Here is a 25923-nt window from a genome sequence, read left to right on the forward strand (position 1 = left end):
TCAGACGGACAGCCACTTCTTCGGGCCGAGGTTCTTCAGCCTGTCGGTGCGCGCGTAGCCGATCTTGCCGCGTTCCGGGGCCAGGACCTTCGTCCACTTCTCACCGGGGCGCGAGGCGCACGCGCCCAGAGTGCGGCCCTGGGAGCCGAAGTGCTCCAGCTCCTTCGCGCCCCGTTCCGGCTTCACGTAGACCCGCGTCCCGGCCTTCACCCGGTAGGCGCACGTGGTCAGCCGCGCCTGGGCGGTGGCGTTCCCCCGATCCCGGGTCTCCGGCCTCGGCCCCCGCGCCTCCCTCTCGACGCGCCCCTCCGTCAGCCCGGGCCCCTGCCGGGCGTCGCGCCGGTCACCTGCTCGGCGGTCGCGCAGGTCGCCGGGGGTGCGGGTGTCCTGGAGAGCGCGGGTACGGGCCTCGCGGGCCTCACGGGCCTCACCGGCCTCGCGGTGGTCGCGGGTCGGGTGGCGGTCGTTCCCCCAGTGGTCCGGGTGGGTGGGGAGGTTGTCGGCCCAGTGGCCGCGCCGGTCGTGCCGGTCGTGCCGGTCGCGCTGGTCGGCGGACCAGCGGTGGCGGGCTTCCTGGAGGTCGCGGGCCCGGGCGTGGCGGGACTCGTGGAGCTCCTGCCGCAGCTCGCGCAGGTCGCGGTGGGCGTTCGGGCCGGGCGGTGCGGGGTCGGCGAGCACGGGTGGGGCGGTCGCCAGGGCGGCGCCGGAGGCGGCCAGCAGGACGGCCGCGATGCGGGTGAATGCCATGGAAGCAGCTCCTATGTCGATGAAACTCCTCCTTGCATCGCATTTCCGACCCCGGACGGGAATGCGCCGCACAGCCGTATGACCGAATGCGGGTCCACGGCTTACCCGCACACATGAAAGCGAGGACACCGGAGATGATCCGGCGCCCCCGCGTTAGCTCTGCCCGGAACCCCGGGCCGAGATGATCGGTTTACCAGTGGCCACCGTGGTTGTGGCGGATCTTCAGGCAGCCGCGACGGTGCACGGAGCGGACCTTGTCCTCGGCCAGGTTGAGGAACACCTTGACACGGTTGACGTAACGGCCGTGGCCGTGACGGTGGCCGTGGTGGCCCCAGCCCCAGCCGTGGCCGTGGCCGCGACCCCAGCCGTGGCCGTGGCCCCAGCCGTGGCTGCGGTGCCAGCGGCACCAGCGCGGGTGAGCGACGAAGTTGGAGACGTTGGTGGCCGCGCCGACGCTGGTGGAGGCGTTGGCGGTGGTGGTGGCGGAGGCCGCCTCGCCGACACCCACCATGCCGCCGGTGAGGGCGGTGGTCAGCGTGGCGGCAGCCATCATGGTCTTGAGCTTGGACATTGTGCTTCCCCCTGAACGGTTCCTTGCACTTGCGGCAATTTCCGTGATGACGGAGAGTGCCTGAGATGTCACGCTAGGTGTCATCTGGTTGTCATACTTTCCGGGGGTTGCAGGCCATAAACGGCGATCAAGTCCTTTTGCCGCACGCTTGGCCTGTCGTTAGATCAATTAGAGATGTATGAAGCGATATAAGCTGAAATGTCCAGAAACCCGTGTGTGAGGAGGAGGCATGGCAGAGCCGGTCCCGCACTGGCCGGGGCGGATGGTCGGTGACGTCCACGTCAGGTCCACCCCGCCCGGCGCCCCCGAGCAGGCGGTCTTCGTACACGGTCTGGCAGGGGCGGCCACCAACTGGACCGACCTCATGGACGAGCTGAAGGACGACGTCACCGGGCACGCGATCGACCTGCCGGGCGCCGGGCACTCGCCCGCGCCCGCCGACGGCGACTACAGCGTGGCCGCGCACGCGGCCGCGGTCGTCCGGCTGCTGGAGCAGGTCGGCCCGGCGCACCTGTTCGGCAACTCGATGGGCGGGGCGGTCTGCGTGCGCGTCGCCGCCGGACGCCCCGAGCTGGTGCGCTCGCTCACGCTCATCTCGCCGGCGCTGCCGGACCTGCTGCCCCGCTCCGGCCCGGTGCGGGTGGCCGCCGCCGCGACGCCCCGGCTGGGCGAGTGGGTGGCGAGCCGGCTCAAGCTGATCCCCGCCGAACAGCGGATCAACGCCTCGTTCGCGGTGGTCTGGGCGGACATGGCCGCCGTGCATCCGGTACGGCTGCGCGAGGCGATCGAGGAGCAGCGGCGCCGCGACGAACTGCCGTACTCCGCGGCCGCGATGATCGGCTCGGCCCGGGGCATCGTGGCGGAGTACTTCCGGCGCGGCGCGGACAACCTGTGGCGCCAGGCCGAGAAGGTCCAGGCCCCCACGCTGATCATCCACGGCCGCCACGACCGGCTCGTCCGGCCCGCGATGGCCGCCAGGGCGGCGCGCGCGTTCCGTGATCTGAGACTGGTGCTGCTGCCCAGGGCCGGGCACGTGGCGATGATGGAGGTGCCGCGCGTGGTGGCCGCCGAGGCGCGCCGTCTGATCCGTGAGACGCGATTGGGGAATGCCCCACTGCCCGGCTAGGTTTCACATGGAGATAGAGACCCCCTGAAACGGGAGCGTAGAAAGTGTCGTTGCCACCGCTGGTAGAGCCGGCCGCCGAGCTCACCGTCGACGAAGTGCGCCGTTACTCGCGTCACCTGATCATTCCCGACGTGGGGATGGCCGGGCAGAAGCGGCTCAAGAACGCCAAGGTGCTGTGTGTCGGCGCCGGCGGTCTCGGGTCGCCGGCGCTGCTCTATCTCGCCGCGGCGGGTGTGGGCACCCTCGGCGTCGTCGACTTCGACGTCGTGGACGAGTCCAACCTGCAGCGCCAGGTCATCCACGGCCAGTCCGACGTGGGCCGGCTGAAGGCCGAGAGCGCCGCGGCGTCCGTCCGGGAGATCAACCCGCTGATCGACGTCGTGATCCACAACACGGCGCTGACCACCGAGAACGTCATGGAGATCTTCTCCGGCTACGACCTGATCCTCGACGGCACCGACAACTTCGCCACCCGCTACATGGTGAACGACGCCGCGGTGCTGCTGGGCAAGCCGTACGTCTGGGGCTCGATCTACCGCTTCGACGGCCAGGCGAGCGTGTTCTGGGCCGAGCACGGCCCCTGCTACCGCTGCCTCTACCCGGAGCCCCCGCCTCCCGGCATGGTGCCGTCGTGCGCCGAGGGCGGCGTGCTCGGCGTGCTGTGCGCGTCGATCGGCTCCATCCAGGTCAACGAGGCGATCAAGCTGCTCACCGGCATCGGCGACCCGCTCGTCGGCCGCCTGATGATCTACGACGCCCTGGAGATGAAGTACCGCGACGTCAAGGTCCGCAAGGACCCCGAGTGCGTGCTGTGCGGCAAGAACCCGACGGTCACCCAGCTCCTGGAGGACTACGAGGCGTTCTGCGGCGCGATCTCCGACGAGGCGGCCGAGGCGGTCAGCGGCTCCACGATCACCGCCCAGGAGCTCAAGGCCATGCAGGACAACGGCGAGAACATCTTCCTCGTCGACGTCCGCGAGCCGAACGAGTACGAGATCGTCTCCATCCCGGGCGCCACGCTGATCCCCAAGGGGGAGTTCCTCAACGGCTCGGCCCTGGAGAAGCTGCCGCAGGACAAGCGGATCGTGCTCCACTGCAAGTCCGGCGCCCGTTCGGCGGAGGCGCTCGCGGTCGTCAAGAACGCGGGCTTCGCCGACGCCGTCCACGTCGGCGGTGGCGTGCTGAGCTGGGTCAAGACCGTCGACCCGAGCCTGCCGTCTTACTGAGTCTGCTTTCCGACGGATGACACGGGGTCGCCCGCATTAAGGTCGATCCCGTGGACAACGCCCGCCTCTGGCCTTCCCTGCTGGTGGCCTCCGCGCTGACTCTGGTCTGCGCGGTGGCCGCCGGGGTCGCGGCCGGTTCGGCGAGCGGCGAGCTGACCCGGGGTCCCACCGCGGCCGAGCTCAGGGCCGCCGCCGAGCGCGAGGTCGCCGAGCGCTGGCGCACCTGGGCGGCCGGGCGCGTCTTCCCGTCCAGCCTCGCCTACTCTGCCGAGCAGGGCGGCCGCGAGCGGGCCCGCCGGATCGGCATCTCGCCGCGCACCGCCTGCCACGACGCCGTCGACGCCGAGGCCGCCGCCGCGCTGGCCGCCGCGGGCTGCCGCGCCGTGCTGCGCGCCACCTACATCGACGCCCTGCGCGGCGTGCTCGTCACCGTGGGCGTGGTCGCGCTGCCCGACGAGCCGCGCGCCGCCCGCGCCAGGTCCGCCTTCCCGGGCAGCGGCGCGCCCGTTCCCGGCCTGCGCCCGCTGGCCTTCCGCGGCACGGTGTCCGACCGGTTCACCCCCGCCGTGCGGCAGTCCGGCTCGGTACGGCAGGCGGGCCCGTACCTGGTGCTGACCACGGCGGGCCAGGTCGACGGCCGGCCGGCGAGCAAGTCGGGCGAGCAGCGGCCGGCGGTCTTCGCCTTCGCGACCGAGATCTCCGAGCGCGTCCTGGCCGACCTGAGCAGGCCCCGGATGCCCAACTGCGCGGCCGAGGAGTGGCGGTGCTGAGCCGCGGGCCGCTCGTGCGGGCGGCGCTCCTCGCCGGGCTGCTGCCGGCGCTCACGGCCCCGGCGTGGGCGGACGAGGTACGGTCCGGGCAGGAGCGGGTCATCAGGACGCTGGACCTGGCCAAGGCGTGGCGGATCAGCGAGGGCGACGGCGTCACCGTGGCCGTGCTCGACTCGGGCGTCGACCCGGGCCACCGCGACCTGGCGGGCTCGGTCACCGTCGGCCGCGACTTCACCGCGGGGGCGAACCCGCCCGGCGTCACGCCCCGCCGCCTGCACGGCACGTACATGGCCTCGCTGATCGCCGGGCACGGGCACGGCCCGGACGGGAAGCTGGGCGTCATCGGGGTCGCGCCGCGCGCCCGGGTGCTGTCGGTACGGGTGATCCTGGAGGACGAGGAGCCGGGGTTCCGCACGTTCAACACCGACGAGCGGTTCGAGAACGTGGTCGCGCGCGGCATCCGCTACGCCGTCGACCGCGGGGCCGACGTGATCAACCTGTCGATCTCCAAGGAGCTGGCGACCCGCCAGGACCGGGCGGCCGTGCGTTACGCGGTGTCCAAGGGGGTCGTGGTGGTCGCGGCGGCGGGCAACGAGGGCACCCGCGAGGTCAAGGGCGGCGGCGCGGCGCCGTACTCCTACCCGGCGGCCTTCCCCGGCGTGGTGTCGGTGGGGGCGACCGACGGGAGGCTGCGGCGGGCGACGTTCTCCAACTGGAACTCCTCGGTGGTGGTGGCCGCGCCGGGCGTCGACATCATGGGCGCGGGGCCGGGCGACGCCTACTGGGTGGGCCGGGGGACGTCGCAGGCGACCGCGCTGGTGTCGGGGGTGGCCGCCCTGATCAAGGCCGAGTATCCGGACCTGTCGCCGCCGCTCGTCGTGCGGGCGCTCGCCGCCAGCGCCGACGACCGGCCGCCGGGCGGCTACGACACCGGCACCGGGTTCGGCGTCGTCAACGCCGCCAGGGCGCTGGCCGAGGCGGAGCGGCTGGCCGGGCACACCGAGACCGCGGCGGGCGCGCAGGCGGCCGACCCGGACAGGCCGCTGGGCCAGGCGCCGCCCGCCCCGATCCAGGTCGTGCACCGCGACGGCGCGCACATCCTGCTGCACGGGGGCCTCGCGGCGGCGCTGGCCGTGGTGGCGCTGGGATCGCTGGGAGCCATCGTCGCCCTGGTCAGAAGGGGCCGACGCCCACACAATGACCAAGAGGCATGATCCGCCCCGTTAGGGGGACGAAATAGACACGAAGCCGAGCTGGGAACGAGGCGGTGGTGAAGGCACGTAGGCCCACCTCAGGACTACCGCGCGTCGGGGGACGATCCACGCCGGGACGGAGCAATCCGCTCGGCGCCACCACCGGCCGCCGGTCGCGCGTGCGCGACTGGCCCACGGCGGGCATGCGGAGCAGGCGGGCGGCGGCCGAACGCGCCGAGACCGACTCCCTCCAGCAGGGCGTCCGCTACCGGCGCATGTTCGTCGCGCTCCTCACCGTCATCGTGGCCGTCTCGGCCGTCGTCGTGCTGCTCGGCACCGCCGGCCTGTTCAAGGAGACCCGGTCGCGCCCGCTGACCGCCGAGGAGCAGAACCGCTACAAGCAGGAGGAGATCGCCCGCCGCTGGCAGGCGTGGCCCACCACCGGCGTCTTCCCCGAAGAGGTCAAGTACCTCGGCCTCGACCGCGCGCAGCAGTACGCCAGGCGCGTCGGCATCGCCCCCGAGACCGCCTGCCGCGACGCCGTCGACCCGTCCGTGGCCGGCGTCCTCGACGAGTACGGCTGCGTCTCCATGCTGCGCGCCACCTACGTCGACCAGACCTCCACGTTCGTCATGACCGTCGGCGTGGCCGTGCTCAAGGACGAGGCGGCCAGGGCGTCCGTCACCGACCAGCTCAGCCAGGACGACCGCGTCGGCGTGCTGCCCGTCGCCTTCCCCGGCACCGTGACCGAACGGTTCGGCGTGCAGCAGCGCCAGCGCACCGGCTGGGTGGGCGCCGGGCCGTACATCGTGTTCTCGACCGCCGGTTACGCCGACGGCCGCACCAGGGCCGCGGTCCCGCCCGAGGAGATCCTGCACCCCGAGCTCTGGCCCGCCGCCAAGTCCGTCGGCAACCAGATCGCCTACTTCCTGGCGGACCCGCCCAAGGTCCCGCCCTGCACCCAGGGGAACGTGTGCTGACCGTCGTCCGCGTCCTCACCGCCGCGATGCTGGCCCTGCACGCCCCCACCGACCCGCCCATCCGCGAGCAGCAGCAGTGGGTGCTCGACGCGCTCAACGTCGAGCAGGCGTGGAACGTCACCAAGGGCGCCGGCGTCACCGTCGCCGTGATCGACAGCGCCGTCGACACCCGGGTCAAGGAGCTGCGCGGGCGCGTCACCGTGGGCCCCGACATGAGCTCGGGCTCGGCCCGCCCGCGCGAGGTCGAGCCCGGCGAGCACGGCACCGCCATGGCCGCGCTGATCGCCGGATCGGGAGCCGGGGACGGGTTCGTCGGCGTCGCCCCGGAGGCCCGGGTGCTGTCGCTGCCGCTGGCCCTGGACGAGAACCCCGAGGACCAGATCGCCCCGCCGCTGCTCACCGACCCCGGCGCCACCGAGAGCCCGCTCGCCCGCGCCCTGCGCTACGCCACCAACCACGGCGCCAAGGTCATCAGCATGTCGATCGGCAACTACGGGCCGCACAAGTCCGAGCGCGAGGCCGTCTCCTACGCGCTCGGCAAGGGCGTCGTCCTGGTCGCCGCCGCGGGCAACGACGGGCAGACCAGCTACACCAAGGACAACGAGACCTCCTACTGGAGCTTCCCCGCGGGCTACCCGGGCGTCATCGGCGTCGCGGCCGTGGACAAGACGAGCAAGCCCGCCCCGTACAGCAGCGACAACCTGTCCGTGCTCGTCGCCGCGCCCGGCTCCGGGGTGCCCGTGGTCCAGCGCGGCAGCGGCTACGCGCTGTCCGACGGCACCAGCTCGGCGGCGGCGCTGGTGGCCGGGGTGGCCGCGCTCGTCAAGGCGCGCTACCCCGACCTGCGGCCCGAGCAGGTCGCGCAGGCGCTCGCCACCGGGGCGCGGGGCCGCCCCGCCGCCGGGTACGACGACAGGACCGGGTTCGGCGTGGTCGACGCGGGCGCCGCGCTGAACGCCGCCGAACGGCTCACCGGCCACAAACGCCAGGTCCCCGTACCCGCTGACCAGCACTTCGGGCAGGGCGAGGACACCCCGCAGCCGTCGGCCCCCGGACCCGACCCGTGGCGGCTCTGGCTGTACGGGATCGGCGTCCTCGTGGCCCTCGTCATGTTCTGCGGGGCCATCGTGCTCCTCAATCAGCGGAGGGAGTAAAGATCCGCTATGGTCCCCCGTCATGGGATACGAGCTACGCGTGGTTCGTGAGGCGCCGCTGGCCTTCGCGGAGGTCGCGAAGGCGATCGCGCCGGCGGGTTTCGAGCTGCGCGGATCGCACGAGATCGTCGCCAGGCACGGCGACGGCACGCACGCCGTGGGCGCATGGCGTGAGCAGGTGATCGGGGCGCCCGGCTCCGACTGGCAGGTGGCCCAGCTCGTCCGGCTGGCGGGCGTGCTCGGCGCCCGGCTCATCGGCGAGGACGGCGAGGTCTACGGGCTGCGTGAGGGCGTGGTCGAGGTGGTCGCCGACGGGTCGGTGATCGAGCTCGGCAAGCTGGACGAGATGATCGACGCGGGACCGGCGGCGTGGAGCCGCTGAAGCCGTTCGCCGAGCGCGTGCTCGACCTCGTCGAGCGCATCCCGCCCGGCAAGGTCATGTCCTACGGCGACATCGCCGAATACCTGGGCGAGGGCGGCCCCCGGCAGGTGGGACGCGTGATGTCCGTGTGGGGCGGCGGCGTTCCGTGGTGGCGCGTGGTGCACGCTGACGGCAGCGGCGTGGCCCCTGACCACCTGCAACGCTGCCTGGCGCACTGGCGCGAGGAGGGCACCCCGTTGCGGGGGGAGCGCGTGGACATGCGCGGCGCCCGCTGGGACGGGCGTTCAGCCGATTCTCAGGAAGGCCGCTGACCTGCCGGTTCCCTGAATGGGCGATTTGGTAGTAGGTGACTCCTATTACCATGGGCAGAACACTGACGGCAGCCTGAAAGGCGGTGCCTCCCCGATGGCTACCGGCGTAACTGCCCAGAGCCCGGGCGGCGATGCGGTCCCCGACCGACTCAAGGCCGTCCAGGACCTCTGCGACCGTGGCGAGCCACTCGACGCGGTCATGCGCGCCGTCGGGCCGGGCGGCCGCGACGCGGCGTTCGACGCCGAGGTGCTCAGCGGGCCGCTCGGCACGCGGATGGACCTCGCGGTCAAGCGCGGCGCCGCCCGCAGGCGCGAGCTCGTCGACCTCGTGCGACCCTACCTGGCGGGCGTCGCCGCGGGGGTCAAGCGCGAGCTGCCCGTGGCCCGCCGCCTCATCTGCCACCTGATCGAGCACCGCCCCGACGACGAGCTCGTCGAGGGCGAGGCCCTCGCCAAGGTCGTGGCGGCCGCCGCCGAGCCGTCCAAGCGCATCCGCAAGGGCCTGCGCTGGTACGCCGACCTGCCGTTCCGCGACGAGCTGCCCGCCGAGCTGTTCCGGCTGCGCCGCGCCGACCTGGTGCCCGTCACGCACATCGACGACATCGTGTGGGTCGACGGCAAGCTGCGCATCACCGGTTTCGCCTACCTGGCCGGCCTGTCGGTGCGCAGCCGCCGCTTCAACCGCGCGACCGTGGTGCTGCGCGGCCCGCGCTGGCTGCCGCCGGTGCGGCTGCGCACCCGCCGCGTGCTCGCCCCCGAGGCCACCCACGGGGCCCGCGAGCCCGGCTGCAACTACGACTGGTCGGGCTTCCACGCCGAGCTGAGCCCGTGGGCGCTGCGCTGGCGCGGCGCCGTCCGCGGCCTGGTCTCCGGCGTGCGCCGCCGCCTGCGCCGCCGTCCCGCCGTGCGCGACACCACCACGTGGCGGGCCGAGATCGTGTTCTGGAGCCGTGGCGCCCGCGCCACCGGCCTGCTGCGCGGCGCGTCCATCGGCCGCAGCGAGCGCCCCGCCGGCCGCCAGCTCAAGCCTGGCTGGTGGGCCAGGCCCGTCTGGACCTCCGACCGCGCCCTCCAGGTGGTGCTCCAGCCCAACCGGGCCGAGCTCACCGGCGTCACCGTCGACGACGAGCGCCTCCAGCTCAAGATCCACCTGCCCGACCGCGTCGTCACCAAGGGCCACGCCCGGCTCGGCGGCCACCGCATCGCCGCCGACTTCAGCCCGGCGGGCAAGGGCACCGACGTGCTGCTGACGCTCGCCGTGCCCGCGCTGCTGCAGGAGAAGGACGGGCGGCGGCTGTGGGTCGAGCCCAAGGGCGACCCGGCGGCCTCCGTCATGCTCGGCGACCTCAAGGGCACCAGGGCCGTGGCCGGCGACCGCGAGATCACCGTGCTCGGCGACCGCCGTGACCGCGTGGTCGTCTCCGCCCACCGCATCCGCCCGGTGATCTCCTCGGCCGTCTGGGACGGGCCCACGCTCGTCCTGCGCGGCCACTACCCCGACGCCGAAGGGCCGCGCTCGCTCACCCTGCGCCACCGCTCCGGCCTGGCCTACCAGGTCCCGATGGAGCGCGAGGGCGAGGAGTTCACCGTGCGCGTCCAGCCCGGGTTCATGGACCGCTTCGGCGAGGCGGTGCCGCTGTCGTCCGGCACCTGGCAGATGTCCGTACGGCACCCGTCCGGCGAGATCGTGCCCGTGCGCATGGACCATGCCGCGCTGGAGACCCTCGACGAGGACCCGCGCTTGCTCGGCGGCCACTCCTTCCGCATGGTCTCCACCCGCTTCGACGTGCCGGTGGTCGTCTCGGAGGAGGAGCGGCCCGCCGCCGAGAAGGGCGTCGCCGGCACCCACGTGCTGCGCCGCGTCTTCTACCCGGCCCAGCGCACCGAGCCGCTCGACGAGGCCACCGTCTACGTGGTCAACGACGGCCGCCTGTACGCCGACAGCGTCCGCGCCATCTACGAGGAGCGGGTGCGGCGCGGCGACGACCGCCCGCACATCTGGATCGTCAAGGACGGCGCGTTCACCCCGCCCGACGGCGCCACCTCGGTGCGCGCGGGCAGCCGCGAGCACCACGCCGCGCTGGCCCGCTCGCGCTACATCGTCACCAACGCGTTCCTGCCCGTCTGGTTCCGCTCCCGCGAGGGCCAGGTGGTCGTGCAGACCTGGCACGGCACCCCGGTCAAGCACATCGGCAACGACCAGGCCCACATGCGGCGCGACCCCAAGCCGCCGGTCTGGCACCGCCAGGCCGCCGAGGTGCGCGGCTGGGACGTGCTGCTGTCGCAGTCGCCGTGGGCCACGCCGGTGCTGCGCAAGGCGTTCGGCTACCAGGGCGAGGTGCTGGAGAGCGGGCTGCCGCGCAACGACGTGCTCACCTCGCCCGACCGTGACGAGCTCGCCGCCGCCGTGCGCGAGCGGCTCGGGCTCGCCGAGGGCAAGCGCGTGGTCCTGTACGCGCCCACGTGGCGCGATTACGACCGCAAGAACGCGATGGTCAAGCTCGACCTGGCCAAGGCGCGTGAGGCGCTGGGCGCCGACCACGAGCTGCTGGTACGGGCGCATCCCATGCAGGCCATGCCCGCCGTTCCCGACATCGCGCGTGACGTAACGACTTATCCGGATATGGCGGATCTGCTGCTCGTGGCCGACGTGCTGGTGACCGACTACTCGTCCGTCATGTTCGACTTCGCGGTCACCGGGCGGCCGATCGTCCTGTACGGCTACGACCTGGCCAAATACTCCGCCAAGCGCGGCATCTACGTGGACCTGCCCGAGGTCGCCCCCGGGCCGGTGCTGTCGACCTCCGGCGAGGTCGTCGAGGCGCTGCGCTCCATCGACGAGGTCGCGGCCGCCCACGCCGACCGCTACGACGCCTTCCGGGCCACGTTCGCGCCGCGCGACGACGGCAAGGCGACGGCCCGCGTGGTCGACCACGTTTTCTGAGGGCGTACCGACGACGGCGTGTCGGGGCGAATCCTGAAATTTGCCCCGATTGGCCCCGATAACGTGGGCGTCCGCGCGGGGAGACCGGGCAAGTCGGCACGATCTACCCCTGTGGTCTGGTGGAATCTAGTGCTGTGAGTGGTCAGACCTGGCGATTGGTGCGCCGCGGCAGCGGGAGGCCTGTTGAGGCCCCTGTGCTTGATGAACATCAGCGCGCCGTGGTCGAGCACCCCGGCGGCCCCCTGCTCGTCCTCGCCGGGCCCGGCACCGGCAAGACGACGACCATCGTCGAGAGCGTCGTCGACCGCATCGAACGGCGCGGCGCCGACCCCGAACGCGTCCTCATCCTCACCTACAGCCGCAAGGCCGCCGGCGAGCTACGCGAACGCGTCACCGGCCGGCTCCGCCGCACCACCCGCACCCCGCTGGCGCTCACCTTCCACTCCTACGCCTACGCCCTGCTGCGCCGCGAGGCCGTCCTTGCCGGCGAGCCGCCGCCCCGCCTCCTCACCGGCCCCGAACAACTCCTCGAAGTCCGCCGCCTCCTCCACGGCGAGTTGGAGGACGGCGCCCTCGACTGGCCCGAAGACCTGCGCGAACCGCTCAAGACCCGCGGCTTCGCCGAAGAGCTGCGCGACTTCCTGTCCCGCGCCGCCGAACGCGGCCTCGACGGCGAGCGCGTACAGGAGCTCGGACGGCAGCACGGCCGCGCCGACTGGGTCGCCGCCGGCCGCTTCGCCCAGCGCTACCAGCTCCGCTTCGACCTCGACCCCGACCCGGCCATGGACTACGCCGAGCTGATCCGCACCGCCGCCGGACTGCTCGCCGACCCCGACGTACGCCGCCGCGAACGCGCCGCCCACGACGCACTGTTCGTCGACGAGTACCAGGACACCGACCCCGCCCAGGAGTTCCTCCTCCAGCAGCTCGCCGGCGACGGCCGCGACCTGGTGGCCGTCGGCGACCCCGACCAGTCCATCTACGGCTTCCGCGGCGCCGACGTACGCGGCATCCTCGCCTTCCCCCAGCGCTTCCGCACCCGGTCCGGCCACGACGCGCCCATCGTCGCCCTGCGCGTCTGCCGCCGCAGCGGCGCCGACCTCCTGGAGGCCTCCCGCCGCGTCGCCGACCGCCTCCCCGCCACCCCCGCCCCCTCGGCCGGCCCTCCCGCCGACGGCATCCCCCGGGCGCGCGGCCACCGCGACCTCGTCCCGCTGCCCGACACACCCTCCGGCGAGGTACGGGTGCTGCTCGCCGACAGCACCAGCCAGGAAGCCGCCGTCGTCGCCGACACCCTGCGCCGGGCCCACCTCATCGACGGCGTGCCCTGGCACCGCATGGCCGTCCTGGTCCGCTCCGCCACCCGGCAGGTGCCGCTGCTGCGCCGCGCCCTCGTCACCGCCGGGGTCCCCACGATGATCGCCGGCGACGAGGTGCCCATCGCCCAGGAGCCCGGCGTCCGCCCCCTTCTCACGCTGCTGCGCGTCGCCCTCGACCCCGCCGCCCTGGACGAGGGCGTCGCCGAGGAGCTCCTCACCGGCCCGCTCGGCGGCACTGACATGATCGGCGTCCGCCGCCTCCGCCGCGCCCTCAAGATCGCCGAAAACGAGGCCCACACCGCCCCCACCCCCTCCGCCCCCACCCCGGCAGACCCCCCGGCCTCCGCAACCCCGGAAGGTGACGCCCCCCAACCGGGCGCACAGGCCGGCGCACCCCAGAGCGCCCCGCAGACCGGCACCCTGGCGGACCCCAAGGCGGCACCGGGCCGCGCGTCCGGCGCGGCGCCGTCTGGTGCGGCGCAGGGCGGCCCGCAGGCTCCGCAGGAGGAGCCGCCGCCCGCGGACTCCCCCCGTGCCGCCGTAGCGGAGGCGGTCGCGCCGCAGGGCGACTCGGCCGGGCCCGGAGCGGCGGAGGAAGGGGCGGCGGCGGGCTCTGGGGAGGGGGTGCGGTCGTCGGGGGAGTTGCTGGTGGCGGCCGTGAACGATCCGCGGGAGCTGGTACGGGTGGAGCCGCACGTGGCCGTTCCGGCGGAGCGGGTGGCGAGGCTGCTGGCCACGGCGAGGGAGGCGCTGCGGGAGGGCGCGACGGCCGAGGAGGTGCTGTGGGCCGTGTGGCAGGGCAGCGGCCTGGCGGAGCGGTGGACGGACCTGAGCCTGAGCGGCGGCCAGCGGGGCGCGCAGGCGGACCGGGACCTGGACGCGGTCGTCGCGCTGTTCGATCATGCGGCGAAGTTCGTGGACCGGATGCCGAAGGCGGGCCCGGAGGTGTTCCTGGACGATCTGGCGTCGCAGGAGATCCCGGGTGACACGCTGGCGGAGCGGGCGCCGGACGGTGACGCGGTGCGGGTGTTGACGGCGCACCGCTCGAAGGGCCTGGAGTGGGACGTGGTGGTCGTGGCGGGCGTCCAGGAGGGCGTCTGGCCGGATCTGCGGCTGCGGGGCACGATGCTGGGCGTGGAGGACCTGGCGGAGGTGGCCGAGGGGGGCAGGCCGCGTGCGGCGTCGCTGGCGTCGAAGCTGCTGGCGGAGGAGCGGCGGCTGTTCTACGTGGCGGCGACGCGGGCGCGGCATCGGCTGGTGGTGACGGCGGTGGGCGGTGAGGACACCGACGAGCGGCCGTCGCGGTTCCTGTCGGAGCTGATGCCGGGCGCGGTGGACGAGGCGACGGTGGAGGACCGGTCGCGCTGGCTGAGCATGCCGTCGCTGGTGGCCGATCTGCGGAGCGCGGTGACGGATCCGACGAAGCCGGCGTCGATGCGGCGCAGGGCGGCCAGGCAGCTGGCGAGGCTGGCGGCGGCGGGGGTGCAGGGCGCGCATCCGAACGACTGGTACGCGTTGACGACGATGACCGATGACCGGCCGTTGAGCTGGCCGGACGACGTGGTGAGCATTTCCCCGTCGGCGGTGGAGAGCTTCACCAAGTGCGGCCTGCGCTGGCTGCTGGAGACGGCGGTGGGCGCGGCCGGGACGAGCACGGCGCAGGGGCTGGGCACGGTCATCCACGCGCTGGCGGTGCTGGGCGCCACGGATCTGTCGGACGAGAACGCGCTCGGCGACCGCCTGGACGGCATCTGGAACGAGCTCGACTTCGGTGGCGTATGGTTCAACCGCAAGCAGCGCCGGGTGGCCGAGCAGATGATCGGCCGGTTCCTCCGCTGGCAGCAGGACAACCCGCGGGAGCTCGTCGCCCTGGAGGAGGCGTTCGTCGCCATGGTGGGCGACGGCGTCCAGATCAAGGGCCGGGTCGACCGTGTGGAGAAGGACGCGGAGGGCCGGGCGGTGATCATCGACCTCAAGACGGGCGGCACGAAGCCCAAGCCGGGCGAGCTCGACCGCCATCCGCAGCTCGGCGTCTATCAATTGGCGGCGCTGCTGGGCGCGTTCGCCAGGCACGGCATGGCGGAGCCCGGCGGGGCGGCGCTGGTGCAGCTCGGCAAGGCGGCGGGCAAGACGGCGGCGGTGGAGCAGAAGCAGGGCGCGCTGGCCGACGACGCGAACCCGGGCTGGGCGCGGGATCTGGTCGACACGGTGGCGATCGGCATGTCGGGCCCGTTCTTCCAGGCGAAGGTCAACGACGGCTGCCGTACGTGCGCGGCCAGGGCGAGCTGCCCGGTCAACGACAGCGGGGGACAGGTGTGCTGACCCCGGTCGAGCTGGCCGGCAAGCTCGGCATCCTGCCGCCCACCCGGGAGCAAGCCGCCGTCATCGAAGCGCCGCTGGAGCCGATGGTCGTCATGGCCGGGGCGGGTTCGGGCAAGAGCGAGACCATGGCCGGGCGGGTGGTCTGGCTGGTGGCCAACGGTCTGGTGAAGCCGTCGAACGTGCTGGGTCTGACGTTCACCCGCAAGGCGGCGGCGGAGCTGGCGACGCGGGTGCGGGAGCGGCTGGCGGGGCTGGCGGAGGCGGGCCTGGTGGAGCCGTCGATGCTGGACGAGGAGCCGACGGTCTCCACCTATCACGCGTACGCGGCCCGCCTGGTCACCGATCACGCGCTGCGTGAGGCGCTGGAGCCGACGATGCGGCTGGTCACGCCGGCGGTGTCGTGGCAGCTCGCGTCGCGGGTGGTGGCGATGTACGACGGGCCGATGGACCGGGTGGAGCTGGGCCCGCCTTCGGTGACGGCGGCGGTGCTGGAGCTGGCGGGTGAGCTGTCGGAGCATCTGCGCGCCCCGGGTGACGTGCGGCGGGTGGGGGAGTGGCTGGACGAGCGTCTGGCCGAGCTGCCGGGCCGCACGGTGCAGACGCAGCGCAAGCCGATCGCCGTGCAGGCGGCCAGGGAGCAGTTGCTGCCGCTGGTGGAGGCGTACGAGAGGTTGAAGCGGCGGCGGGAGGTCATCGACTACGGCGACCAGATGTCGCTGGCGGCGAGGATCGCCGCCAATCACCGCGAGGTCGGTCAGATCGAGCGGGAGCGGTTCGCGGTGGTGCTGCTGGACGAGTATCAGGACACCAGCCATGCGCAGCTGGTGTTGCTGCGTTCGCTGTACGGGGGCGGCCATCCGGTGACGGCGGTGGGCGACCCGTGCCAGTCGATCTACGGCTGGCGGGGGGCGTCGGCGGGCAACCTGCGCCGGTTCGCCGAGGACTTCCGGACGGGGGCGGGCGATCCGGCTCCGGTGCGGCAGCTCAGCGTCAGCTTCCGCAACGGTGACCGGGTGCTCGACGTGGCCGCCCGGGTGCAGCTGCCGCTGCGGATGGAGGCGCGTGAGGTGCCGGTGCTGGTCCCGGGCCCGAACCGGGTCGACCGGGGCCGTGTCACCTGTGCCTTCCACGAGACGGCCGAGGACGAGGCGAAGTGGGTCGCCGACCGCGTCGCCCGGCTGCTCGGCCAGGAGGTCGCCCCGGACGGCCTGCCGTGGGGGGACAAGGAGCGCAAGAAGACCCTTGCGCTGCAGCCGCAGGACGTGGCGATCCTGGCGCGCAAGCGGTCGCAGTTCCCGGCGTTGCGCAGGGCGCTGGAGGATCGTGACATCCCGGTCGAGGTGGTCGGGCTGGGCGGGCTGCTGACGGTGCCCGAGGTGACCGACATCGTGGCCACGTTGCGCGTGCTCTACGACGCGACGGCGGGCGACGCGCTGGCCAGGCTGCTGGCGGGGCCGCGCTGGCGGATCGGCCCGGCGGACCTGCGGGCGCTGGGGGAGTGCGCCCGCGAGCTCAACCGGGAGATGCGTGACGGGCAGCGCGTGCAGGACCCGCTCGACCAGGTGGTGGCCGATCTGGCGGAGGAGCGCGGCAGCCTGGTCGACGCGCTCGACGAGCTGCCCGACCGGGAGGAGTGGCTGGAGGCGTTCTCGCCGCTGGCCGCGACCCGGCTGGTGGCGCTGGCCCACGAGCTGCGCCAGCTCAGGGCGCACACGGCGCAGCCGCTGCCCGACCTGATCAGCGAGGTGGAGCGCAAGCTCGGCCTGGACGTCGAGGTGGCGGCGCGGGGCGGCACGGTGAGCGCGTTCGCGGCCAGGGCCGACCTCGACGCGTTCCTCGACGCGGCGTCCCGGTTCGCGGGCGACGCCGAGGATCCGACGCTGGGCGCGTTCCTGGCCTATCTCCAGGCGGCGGAGAGCGAGGAGTTCGGGCTGGAGGCGGGCCGGGTCGGCGACAGCAACAGCGTCAAGCTGATGACCGTGCACGCGTCCAAGGGCCTGGAGTGGCCGGTCGTGGTGGTGCCGGGCCTGTCGCAGCTCCTCAACACGAAGGGCGCGGTCGCGACGGGCAGCGTGTTCCCGGCCACGCCGGTCATGAACAGCCGCTGGACCGACAACCCGCGCAAGCTGCCCTACCCGCTGCGCGGCGACGCCGCTGACCTGCCCCGGCTGACGGGGTTGAGCAAGGACGAGCTGGCCGCGTTCGACGAGCGGTGCCGCGAGCGCGACCTGATGGAGGAGCGGCGGCTGGCGTACGTGGCGGTGACGCGCGCCCACTACCACCTGATCGCCTCCGGCTACCGGTGGGGCAGCGCGTCCAAGCCGCTGGAGCCGTCCGACTTCCTGCGGGAGATCGCGCAGAGCGCCGACCGGATCGCGTTCTGGGCGCCGGAGCTCGCCGAGGGCGCCACGAACCCGCTGCTGGCCGAGCCGGCCGCCGCCGTGTGGCCCGTCACGCCCGAGGGGCTGCGGTACGAGTCCGTGCTTGACGGCGCCCGCCTGGTGGAGGACGCGCTGGCGGGCACCCTGGAGGACGAGGAGGAGGAGCAGCCGCTGCGCGCCTTCGAGGAGGAGCGGGTGCGCGCCTGGGACCGCGACACCGAGCTGCTGCTGCGCGAGCGGGAGTTGCATCGGCGGCGCGGCTCCACGACCGTCGAGCTGCCGTCCAAGCTGACCGTGTCGTCGCTGGTCACGCTGGCCACCGACGCCCGCGAGCTGGCGCGCAGGATCCGCCGCCCGGTGCCGGTCAAGCCCGCGCCGCTGGCCCGCCGGGGCACCTCCTTCCACAAGTGGCTGGAGACGCGCTGGGACCAGCAGCGGCTCATCGACGACTTCGACCTGGACCTGGAGCACGAGCCGGAAGAGGCGGACGTGCGGCTGGCGGAGCTGCAGGAGCGCTTCGAGGAGAGCGAGTGGGCCGAGCGGCGTCCGGTGGACCTGGAGGTGCCGTTCGAGACCATGATCGCCGACCGGCTGGTGCGCGGCCGCATGGACGCGGTGTTCGAGCTGCCCGGCGGACGTTACGAGGTCGTCGACTGGAAGACCGGCGACCCGCCGACCGGCAAGAAGGCCAGGGCCGCCTCGGTGCAGCTCGCCGCCTACCGGCTGGCCTGGTCGCACCTGGCGGGCGTGCCGCTGGAGCGGGTGAGCGCGGCCTTCCACTACGTGCGCGCCAACCGCACCGTGCGCCCGGTGGACCTGCTCGACGCCGACGGCCTGGTGGCCCTCATCGAGGCGGTGCCGGAGGTCAGCCGCGCAGATGGTGGAAGCCGGGCTTCGGGTGCATGAGGAAGTCGTGGTGTGAGATGTTCCAGGCGTAGGCCCCGGCCATCCCGAACACCACCGTGTCCCCCACCCGTACCGTTGTCACGATTTTTCGTGCGAAGACGTCTTTCGGGGTGCAGAGCTGCCCGACGAGCGTGACCGGCTCGTCCGCCACGCCCGGCCCGTCGCCCGTGGGCAGCACGGTGAAGGGCTGGTCGTGGCCCTTGGTCACCGGGGTCCGCAGGTGGTGGGTGCCGCCCAGCAGGACGGCGTACGCCTCCCCGCGCACCCGTTTCACGTCCACCACCCGGGTCACGTAGAAGCCGCAGTAGGCGGTCAGCGCCCGCCCCGGCTCGATCCTGACGAGCTGCCCCGGCCGCCGCAGCCGCGCCAGCCCCGCGCCGTAGGCCGCCCAGTCGAAGCGCTCCGGCGAGCCGTAGGAGACCGCCATGCCGCCGCCCAGGTTCACCTCGGGCTGGCCGGTGTCCAGCAGCACCGCCGCCAGCCGCAGCAGCTCTGGCGCGGCCAGCCCGCTCGCCAGGTGCGTGTGCCTGCCGCGCAGCCGCACCCGGTCCGTGAACAGCGGCAGGCACTCCTCGACCCCCGCCTCGTCCATCCCGAACGGGCCGCTCATGGTCAGCGCCGCGCCCTCCACCGCCAGGTCCGGGCTGACGCGCAGCAGCACGTCCGCCTCCAGCCCTGTCGCCACCAGCCGCCGCAGCTCGTACGGGGACTCCACGTGGATGCGGTGATGCGGCAGCCGCAGCTCGGCGTCGGTCTTGCCGGGGCCGCCCAGGGCCAGCGGCCTGCCCGGCAGCAGCGCCGACACGTGCGCGTGCTCGCCGCCGGACGACACCTCGAACCCGTCGACGTGCGCGTCGAGCACCCGCAGCAGCTCGGCGTCCGGATTGGCCTTGACCGCGTAGTACAGCTCGACGCCGGGCAGCGCGGCCCGTACCGCGGCCGCGTGCTCGTCCAGGGCGGGCAGGTCGTACAGGTAGGCCGGGGCGGCCAGGCGGGGGGCGGCCTCCAGGACCCTCGCGGTGATCATGCGAGCGGGTTCGCGATCGGGACATAACCGGCGGACCGGTCGGCGGCCCTTGCCCAGCGCACGCCCAGGTTGGCCTTGGCCGGCAGCGGCGCCCCCGCGAGCAGGTCCGACAGCGGCACCGGCCCGCCCAGCTCGGCGGCCTGCTTGGCGAGCACCTCCCGGGCGGCGCGCCACAGCTCGCGCAGCAGCCCGTCGTCGCCGTCCGAGACGGTCGCCGCGATCTCGACCAGGTGGTTGACCAGCAGGCAGTAGACCACCCGGGCCCAGCCGCGTTCGGCGTCGTAGGACATGGCCTCCGCGACCCGGGCCGGCACGCCGCTGAGGTCGTGGCGGCCGGTGACGAGCTTGGCGCCCTCCAGGTCGCGGAAGACCGCCTCCACGGGCAGGCCGGAGCCGTCGAGACCGACGAGCACGTTCTGCAGGTGCGGCTCCAGGATGACGCCGTGCGTGAAGTACAGCTCCAGCACCGGCGGCGCCACGGCCGTCACGTACGCCGTCCACCAGGCGAGCGGGTCGGGCGGCGGCGGCCCGGCGGCCAGCGCCCCGGCCAGGACCGGGGTGACGCCGGGCGAGCAGGCCGCCCACGGGCTCGCGCGGACGATCACGCCCAGCCCCTCCAGCAGCGGCGTCGCCGAGCGGTAGCCTGGCTCGGGCAGCCACCGGGCGCCGGGATGCTTGGCGGCCACCTCGGCGAACACCGGCGCGAGCCGCGAGGTCAGCTCCACCGCCCCGGCCAGCTCGTACCAGGCGTTCTTGCGCACGCAGTTGGTGATCCGCACGTCGAGGCTGAACTTCAGGCACGCCCCGGCCGCCGGGGCGTACACGGTGCGCACCGACGAGGTCGGCATCACGACCGGTCCCGGCCCCAGGTCGATCAGCTCGCCGCCCAGCGGGGGCCGCAGCAGGCCGAGCTGCCACGGGTGCGCCGGCAGCAGCCGGTAGCCGGGCGGCGCCTCGCCCAGCGCGTCGAGCGCGCGCACGTCGCCCTCCTCGGCGGCCGCGTCGTCCCGCACGCCGAGCAGCCGCAGCGGGAACTCGGCGTGCGCCTCGGGCGCGTAGGCCAGCCACCCGTCGCCGCCGCGCGCCTTCGGGCTCGGATGGAACGGGTGCCCGTACACCAGCGCCTGCTCCGAGGCCAGCCACGGATCGGCGGGCGGCACGGCCTCCGCCCTGGCCCGTAGGATCGCGGCCACCGCCTCACGGCTGGCGGCCACCTGCCCGGCGAACTCGTCGTTGCGCCCCGCGCCCAGCTCCGCCTCGGCCAGCCGGACCAGCTCGGCGGACGTCAGCGGATGCCAGGCGCCCGCGTCGAGCCGTTCGGGACGGCCGTCGAAGCGCAGCGCGGCCCCGCCGTGGGTGCGCACCCGCAGCAGCGTGCCCCCCACGCGCAGCAGCAGCAACGGCGGCGCCGGCCAGACCAGGCCGCGCGGTCCGGCCACCTCCCGCACGCAGCAGCGCAGCAGCGCGGCGAGCGTCGCCTCCTCGGCCGGCCCGGCAGACGAGGTGAGGGCCAGACCGTGCATTCAAGCTCTCCTCAGGTAGTTGGGCCCGCTGGTGCCGTAGAACTTGTTGATGTCACGCGCGCCCGACCGCTGCTTGGCCACGAGGGTCCCGGCGGTGACCATCGACTTGCCGGTGAGCCTGGCCGCCTCCAGCGTCCGGGCGCGCAGCAGCCTGGCCATCGGGTCGTCGCCGTAGGGCTCCAGCGCCGCGGCGAGCGTGTCGCGCAGCAGCGCGGACGCCTCGGCGTGGGGCAGCGCGCCGAACGTGATCGCGGCCGCCGCCAGGTGCAGCGTGATCGTCACGAAGACGTCGGCCAGCGCGTGCGGGTCGTCGGTCATCATCCGCGCGTCGCCGAACGCGGGCACCGCCACCCCGGCCGCCGCCAGCCTGGCGGGGGAGGCGAGCAGCCCGTCGTTGTCCTTGACCAGCAGCTTCATGGCGCCGTCGGCGAAGACCAGGGCCAGGTTCTGCTGGTGGGCCTCCAGCGCGACGCCGTACTCGACGAACAGCCGCACGTTCCAGCCGAACAGCAGCCGCAGGTAGGCGGGCAGCACGTCGCCCAGCTCGGCCAGCACCCCGGGCACGGCCAGCGCCGCCACCGGCACGATCTTGCCGGGCGGCAGCCTGCGGACCATCCAGGCCAGATACTCGTGCCCGGCGTGCGCGTACGCCTGCTCGTCGGCGATCAGTACGTCCGGGCCGGCGAGCTCGCGGAGCAGCAGCTCGGCCCGCGCGCCGTCGCGCAGCGTACCCGGCTTGATCGAGCGCCGGTTGCGGCTGCCCAGCGTGGCCGTGGGCAGCGGCAGCTTGAGGTGGACGCGCGGCCCGACCTCCACCGTCCGCATCGACAGCGTCGGGCGTACGGTCACGCGCGGCTCGTCCAGCACCCGCACCCCGTCGATCTTGGCGACCTCGGCGACGGTCAGCGGGTGCACCGGGAACAGCCCGTCACCGTCCGGCAGCACGTCGGCGGGCAGCGGCGACGAGCCCGCCATCAGCAGCTCGCCGGGCACCCGCGCCCACCGCAGCGGGAACGACGGCGCGAACTCCGGCGCGTACGCCAGCAGGTCCGCCTCCGACAGCCCCGTCCGCGCCCGCGCCGTCGGATAGACCGGGTGGTCGGTGAAGGCGGCCAGCGACTCGTACGACGGCTTCCTGGCCAGCACGCCGGGCAGATGGGCGTCGTGCAGCTCCAGGGCGGCCAGCGCGGCCAGGCACTCGTCGAAGAACGCGGCCACGCCCTCGGCGTCCGCCGGGTCGGCGATCTCCGCCAGCGTCTCCAGCACCTGTTCGAGGCCCAGCAGCTCGCCCGGCGCCACCACGAAGTCCTGGAAGAGCGATCCGGGAGCCAGCCGCACCAGCCGCCCGTCGGCCATCGTCAGCGCGACGCCGTCGCGGTCGCGGGTGACGCGGGAGGAGAGCCTGCCGTAGTCCTCGCGCAGCAGCGCGTTGAGCACCCGGGCGGCCAGGTAGGAGTCGCGGGAGCTCATCCGACGACCCACGGCCTGGACGCCCGGTAGCCCTCGACGGCGGCCTCGACGCGGGCCCGGTCCGGCCCGACGGCCCTGATCACGCCCAGGTAGTCGCGGTTGGTGTGAGTCAGCTCCACCCGCTCGCCGGCCTGGCGCAGCGGCTGGTGCCACAGCTTGACGCCGTCGTGCTCGGTCTCCTCGGCCCCGGGCGCGGTCAGGATCGTGCCCGGCCGGTCGGCCACCAGGCTGACCGCCGTCCCATACCTGGAGGATTCGGGCATCGCGGGCATGGGTTCGCCGAGGTGCACGCGCAGGATCCACTCGAACAGCGGCACTCCCAGCACGTCGGCCAGCAGGAAGTCGCAATGGTCGCCGATCACCCGGTAGTTCACCTCGACGATCCGGGGCCCGGCCGGCGTGACGACGTACTCGGTGTGACACGCGCCGAACCCCGCCCCGATCGCCCGCAGCGCCGCCAGCACGTGCTCGTGCGGCCCCTCGGGCGCCCAGTCGAGACGCTCCTCGACGAAGTGCGGCAGCGGCCCGAGCGTCGTCGCGAACCCGCCCAGCACGCCGATCCGCGAGCCGTCGCCCAGCGTCTCCAGCGTGCGCAGCGGCCCTTCCAGGTACTCCTCGACCACCACCGCCTCGCCGGGCCGCCGCGCCCGGACCGCCTCCACGGCCTTGGCCAGATCCGACTCGACCAGCAGCACGTCCTCGCTGGCCACCCCCTCACGCGGCTTGACCACCAGCGGGTACGGCAGGTCGTCCGGCACCGGGTCGCCCGGGGCCAGCCGCGCCGAGAACACCCGCTCCACGCCCGCCTCCGCCAGCCTGCGCCGGGTCAGGAACTTGTTCTTGGCCGTCAGGCAGGCCCGCCAGTCCTTGCCGGGCAGCCCGAAGTAACCGGCGGCCAGCGCGGTCTCCGCCTGGAGGTGGTCGGAGTTGGAGAAGATCGCGTCCGGCCTGCCGAGGTGCTCGATCGCGTCGATCAGCGCGCGCGGGTCACGCACGTCACAACCGACGGCGTACGGATGCCGCTCCGGCCGGTCGGTGAGGATCGTCACCTCGCACCCCAGCGCGCGGGCGGCGGGCAGGAACCCGTCGGTCACCGAATCGGTCGGTTTGAGCGCGGTCAGGTAGAGCCGCAACGCGAAGGCACCCCCGGATGATCAGGTAAGGCTAACCTAACCCGAAAGATCCTAGCCCCTCCAAGATCCCACCGCTGCAGGGAAACCGTAATCGGCGGCTAACCCTGAGGTCATAGGATGACATGGGATTTGGGAAGGGTGGGGCCTTGGATACGAGGGCGGAAGACCAACTCATCGGACCGCTGCTCCTCGCACGCGGCACCATCGACAGATCGGCGGCGCTCAGAGCCGACCGCGCCTGGTTGGAACGTGCCTGGGCCGACCCCTCGACCCGGGTGCTGATCATCGACAACGGCCACACGCTCGTCCGCCGCGACGGCGACGAGGTCCACGCCGTCCTCTACCCCACCGCCGACGCCCCCGACGGCGAGCGCTACCTGCTCGGCGTCGAGGGCGACGTCGCCTACTTCGCCGTCGCCGCGCCGCTGCCCGGCACGCCCGCCGGCGACGTCAACGGCCGCGTCACCGTCCCCATGAGCCTGCGCGACACCCCCGACGGCCAGCCCGTCCCGGCCGGCCTGCGCCAGGCCGGCGGCCTGCTCGGCGACCGCGACGCCGGCCTGCTCGTCTACGCCGTCGCCCTGGAGGCCTGGCACGCCACCCACGAGTTCTGCCCCCGCTGCGGCACCCGCACCGCCGTCCAGGCAGGCGGCCACATCCGCGTCTGCCCGCACGACTCCAGCCAGCACTTCCCCCGCGTCGACCCGGCCGTCATCATGCTCGTCCGCGACGCCGACGACCGCTGCCTGCTCGCCCGCGGCCCCCAGTGGCCCGAAGGCCGCCTGTCGATCCTCGCCGGCTTCGTCGAGCCCGGCGAGTCCCTGGAGGCGGCCGTCGCCCGCGAGGTCGCCGAAGAGGTCGGCGTCACCGTCACCCGGCCCCGCTACCTCGGCAGCCAGCCCTGGCCGTTCCCGCGCAGCCTCATGCTCGGCTTCTTCGCCGACGCCCTCACCACGGAGCTCACCCTCGACCCCGAGGAGATCGCCGAGGCCCACTGGTTCTCCCGCGCCGACCTGGCCAAGGCCATCGAAAAGGGCGACGTACGCCTCCCGCCCCCGGTCTCCATCGCCCGCCGCCTCATCGAAACCTGGTACGGCGAACCCCTCACCGGAGATTGGTGACGTATCGTAAAACCCGTTCGAGCCCCCGGCCAGTGGTCCGGGGGCTCGTGGTGTGTCAGGTGTGTCAGGAGACGCCCAGGAGGTCCTTGACCTCGCGGGCCGACGGGTTGGTGCGCACGACACGCCCCTTCGGGGTGTCGATGACGACAGTCGGCACCGTCTGGTTGCCGTCGTTGACGCTCATCACGAACGCGGCCGCCTCCGGGTCACGTTCGATGTCGATCTCGGCGTAAGCGATGCCCTCGCGGGCCAGCTGGGACTTCAGCCGCTTGCAGGGGCCGCACCAGGTGGTGCTGTAGACCGTGAGCGCCATGTCAGCGATTCCCTCCAAGGTCAAGGAAACAGGCGCTCCGTGCAACAACCCCGGTGCCCCGGTTAATCCCTACCCGACGTGCGAGGTGATCCACTCGTGGACGCGCTCGGCCACGCCGGGGGTGCGGTAGAGGGCGCTGCTGTGGGCGATGCCCGGCACGCTCCAGGTCGTGACGGCCACCCCGGCCTTGCCGAGCATCTGCTTGAGCAGCTGGCTCTGCACCGGCGGCACGAACTCGTCCTGCGAGTGGACGGTCAGCATCGGCGCGTCCTTGGCGCTGGCGTGCCAGGCGACCTCCATGCTGGCCCACACACGCGAGCACTTGCCCTTGGGGGCGCAGCCGCCGGCGAGCTGGACGGCGGCCGAGCGCAGCTTGCGCTTGTAGGGGTCGAGCGACTTCTCGCCGTCCTTGAACGCGCGCAGCGGCGAGATGATCGGCGACAGCCCGACGACGCCCTTGAGCCCCGTCATCCCGTTGCCGTAGGTGCCGACCGAGGCGGCGATGTGGCCGCCGGCCGAGAAGCCGACCACGACGTAGTTGTCGGGGTCGAGCGCCCAGCGCTCGGCGTGCTTCTTGGCCTTGGCGATGGCGGCGAGCGCGTCGGTGCGCTGCGCGGGCCAGGCCGCTTCGGTGGAGAGCCGGTAGTTGAGGTTGAAGACGGTGTAGCCGCGGTCGGCGTACTCGCGGGTGATGGCCGTCATCTGCCGTTTGTCGCCGCTGGACCACCAGCCGCCGTGGATCAGGAAGATCCCCGGCCGCTTCATCCCGTCGGGGGTCCACCACACGTCCATCTGCTGGTGGCGATGCCTGCCGTACGCGATCGTCTCGCTGGAAAGGCCGCCGATGCCGTCGGGGTCGGTGATCGTGGTCGGCCCCGGTGCGGGGTCACCCGACGCGTGCGCGGCCACGGGAGTCAGCGCGACTAAAGCGAGCGCGACAGCGCTCAGGGAAACCGCGGTTCGCACAGCCTGCCCTTCTCTCCCATGCTCAGGTCGGCCCCATT

20 protein-coding genes are annotated in these 25923 nt (G+C 73.5%); 12 read left to right on the forward strand and 8 right to left on the reverse strand.

Annotated elements, in window-relative coordinates; translation table 11 throughout:
* Positions 1–747: a hypothetical protein gene (locus ACBI99_RS29235; RefSeq protein WP_375073971.1), complete on the reverse strand. Its 747-nt coding sequence runs from the start codon at positions 745–747 to the stop codon at positions 1–3.
* Positions 748–937: 190 nt separating this feature from the next.
* Positions 938–1318: a hypothetical protein gene (locus ACBI99_RS29240; protein WP_219504816.1), complete on the reverse strand. Its 381-nt coding sequence runs from the start codon at positions 1316–1318 to the stop codon at positions 938–940.
* Positions 1319–1547: 229 nt separating this feature from the next.
* Here ACBI99_RS29240 and ACBI99_RS29245 point away from each other — a divergent pair, with 229 nt between their 5' ends.
* The 11 genes from ACBI99_RS29245 to ACBI99_RS29295 all read left to right on the forward strand — a co-directional run bounded on the left by ACBI99_RS29245 (position 1548) and on the right by ACBI99_RS29295 (position 18332).
* On the forward strand, positions 1548–2444 hold the full coding sequence (locus tag ACBI99_RS29245; RefSeq protein ID WP_364176579.1) for an alpha/beta fold hydrolase: 897 nt from the start codon (positions 1548–1550) through the stop codon (positions 2442–2444).
* A 44-nt stretch (positions 2445–2488) separates the two neighbouring features.
* Positions 2489–3670 carry an adenylyltransferase/sulfurtransferase MoeZ gene (moeZ, locus tag ACBI99_RS29250; RefSeq protein ID WP_219504820.1) on the forward strand — a complete coding sequence of 394 codons (1182 nt, stop codon included), beginning with the start codon at positions 2489–2491 and terminating at the stop codon, positions 3668–3670.
* Positions 3671–3720: 50 nt separating this feature from the next.
* Entirely contained in the window at positions 3721–4440 is a 720-nt protein-coding gene (locus ACBI99_RS29255; protein ID WP_364176576.1) for a hypothetical protein, read from the forward strand.
* Positions 4434–5654 (forward strand): S8 family serine peptidase, encoded by a 1221-nt coding sequence (locus tag ACBI99_RS29260; RefSeq protein ID WP_375073972.1) that lies wholly within the window; start codon positions 4434–4436, stop codon positions 5652–5654. Before ACBI99_RS29255 ends, ACBI99_RS29260 begins: the two co-directional genes overlap by 7 nt.
* A gap of 56 nt (positions 5655–5710) precedes the next feature.
* Entirely contained in the window at positions 5711–6613 is a 903-nt protein-coding gene (locus tag ACBI99_RS29265) for a hypothetical protein (protein WP_357589980.1), read from the forward strand.
* Positions 6607–7767: a S8 family serine peptidase gene (locus tag ACBI99_RS29270; protein ID WP_219504823.1), complete on the forward strand. Its 1161-nt coding sequence runs from the start codon at positions 6607–6609 to the stop codon at positions 7765–7767. Before ACBI99_RS29265 ends, ACBI99_RS29270 begins: the two co-directional genes overlap by 7 nt.
* 22 nt (positions 7768–7789) lie before the next feature.
* A complete protein-coding gene (locus ACBI99_RS29275; protein ID WP_219504825.1) occupies positions 7790–8149 on the forward strand; it encodes a hypothetical protein in 360 nt (119 codons plus the stop codon).
* Positions 8137–8460: an MGMT family protein gene (locus tag ACBI99_RS29280; protein ID WP_219504827.1), complete on the forward strand. Its 324-nt coding sequence runs from the start codon at positions 8137–8139 to the stop codon at positions 8458–8460. Before ACBI99_RS29275 ends, ACBI99_RS29280 begins: the two co-directional genes overlap by 13 nt.
* Positions 8461–8554: 94 nt before the next feature.
* Positions 8555–11404: a CDP-glycerol glycerophosphotransferase family protein gene (locus ACBI99_RS29285; RefSeq protein WP_375073973.1), complete on the forward strand. Its 2850-nt coding sequence runs from the start codon at positions 8555–8557 to the stop codon at positions 11402–11404.
* Positions 11405–11598: 194 nt separating this feature from the next.
* The gene (locus tag ACBI99_RS29290) at positions 11599–15045 is read left to right on the forward strand and encodes a UvrD-helicase domain-containing protein (protein ID WP_375073974.1); all 3447 of its coding nucleotides are present in this window, start codon (positions 11599–11601) and stop codon (positions 15043–15045) included.
* A complete protein-coding gene (locus ACBI99_RS29295) occupies positions 15039–18332 on the forward strand; it encodes an ATP-dependent helicase (RefSeq protein WP_375073975.1) in 3294 nt (1097 codons plus the stop codon). The genes ACBI99_RS29290 and ACBI99_RS29295 overlap by 7 nt, the downstream gene beginning before the upstream one ends.
* Here ACBI99_RS29295 and ACBI99_RS29300 read toward each other — a convergent pair.
* The 4 genes from ACBI99_RS29300 to ACBI99_RS29315 are packed head-to-tail and all read right to left on the reverse strand — an operon-like array spanning position 18292 to position 23485.
* Complete coding sequence (locus tag ACBI99_RS29300; RefSeq protein ID WP_364176557.1) at positions 18292–19359, reverse strand: type III PLP-dependent enzyme; 1068 nt, start codon at positions 19357–19359, stop codon at positions 18292–18294. The two genes, ACBI99_RS29295 and ACBI99_RS29300, sit on opposite strands and share 41 nt — an antisense overlap.
* On the reverse strand, positions 19356–20882 hold the full coding sequence (locus ACBI99_RS29305) for an IucA/IucC family protein (RefSeq protein WP_357589988.1): 1527 nt from the start codon (positions 20880–20882) through the stop codon (positions 19356–19358). Before ACBI99_RS29305 ends, ACBI99_RS29300 begins: the two co-directional genes overlap by 4 nt.
* Positions 20883–22352 (reverse strand): IucA/IucC family protein, encoded by a 1470-nt coding sequence (locus ACBI99_RS29310; RefSeq protein WP_357589990.1) that lies wholly within the window; start codon positions 22350–22352, stop codon positions 20883–20885.
* The gene (locus ACBI99_RS29315; RefSeq protein ID WP_375073976.1) at positions 22349–23485 is read right to left on the reverse strand and encodes a siderophore biosynthesis protein; all 1137 of its coding nucleotides are present in this window, start codon (positions 23483–23485) and stop codon (positions 22349–22351) included. The genes ACBI99_RS29310 and ACBI99_RS29315 overlap by 4 nt, the downstream gene beginning before the upstream one ends.
* Before the next feature lie 146 nt (positions 23486–23631).
* Here ACBI99_RS29315 and nudC point away from each other — a divergent pair, with 146 nt between their 5' ends.
* Entirely contained in the window at positions 23632–24606 is a 975-nt protein-coding gene (gene nudC / locus ACBI99_RS29320) for an NAD(+) diphosphatase (protein WP_246644788.1), read from the forward strand.
* Between the two features lie 64 nt (positions 24607–24670).
* Here the strand turns inward: nudC and ACBI99_RS29325 are convergent, their stop codons facing one another.
* Positions 24671–24919 (reverse strand): mycoredoxin, encoded by a 249-nt coding sequence (locus ACBI99_RS29325; RefSeq protein ID WP_246644793.1) that lies wholly within the window; start codon positions 24917–24919, stop codon positions 24671–24673.
* 69 nt (positions 24920–24988) lie between these two features.
* Positions 24989–25885: an alpha/beta hydrolase gene (locus tag ACBI99_RS29330; RefSeq protein ID WP_357589994.1), complete on the reverse strand. Its 897-nt coding sequence runs from the start codon at positions 25883–25885 to the stop codon at positions 24989–24991.
* Between the last annotated feature and the right edge of the window lie 38 nt (positions 25886–25923).

It is taken from the genome of Nonomuraea sp. ATR24 (assembly GCF_041950485.1).
GTDB classification, from domain to species: Bacteria; Actinomycetota; Actinomycetes; order Streptosporangiales; family Streptosporangiaceae; genus Nonomuraea; species Nonomuraea ceibae.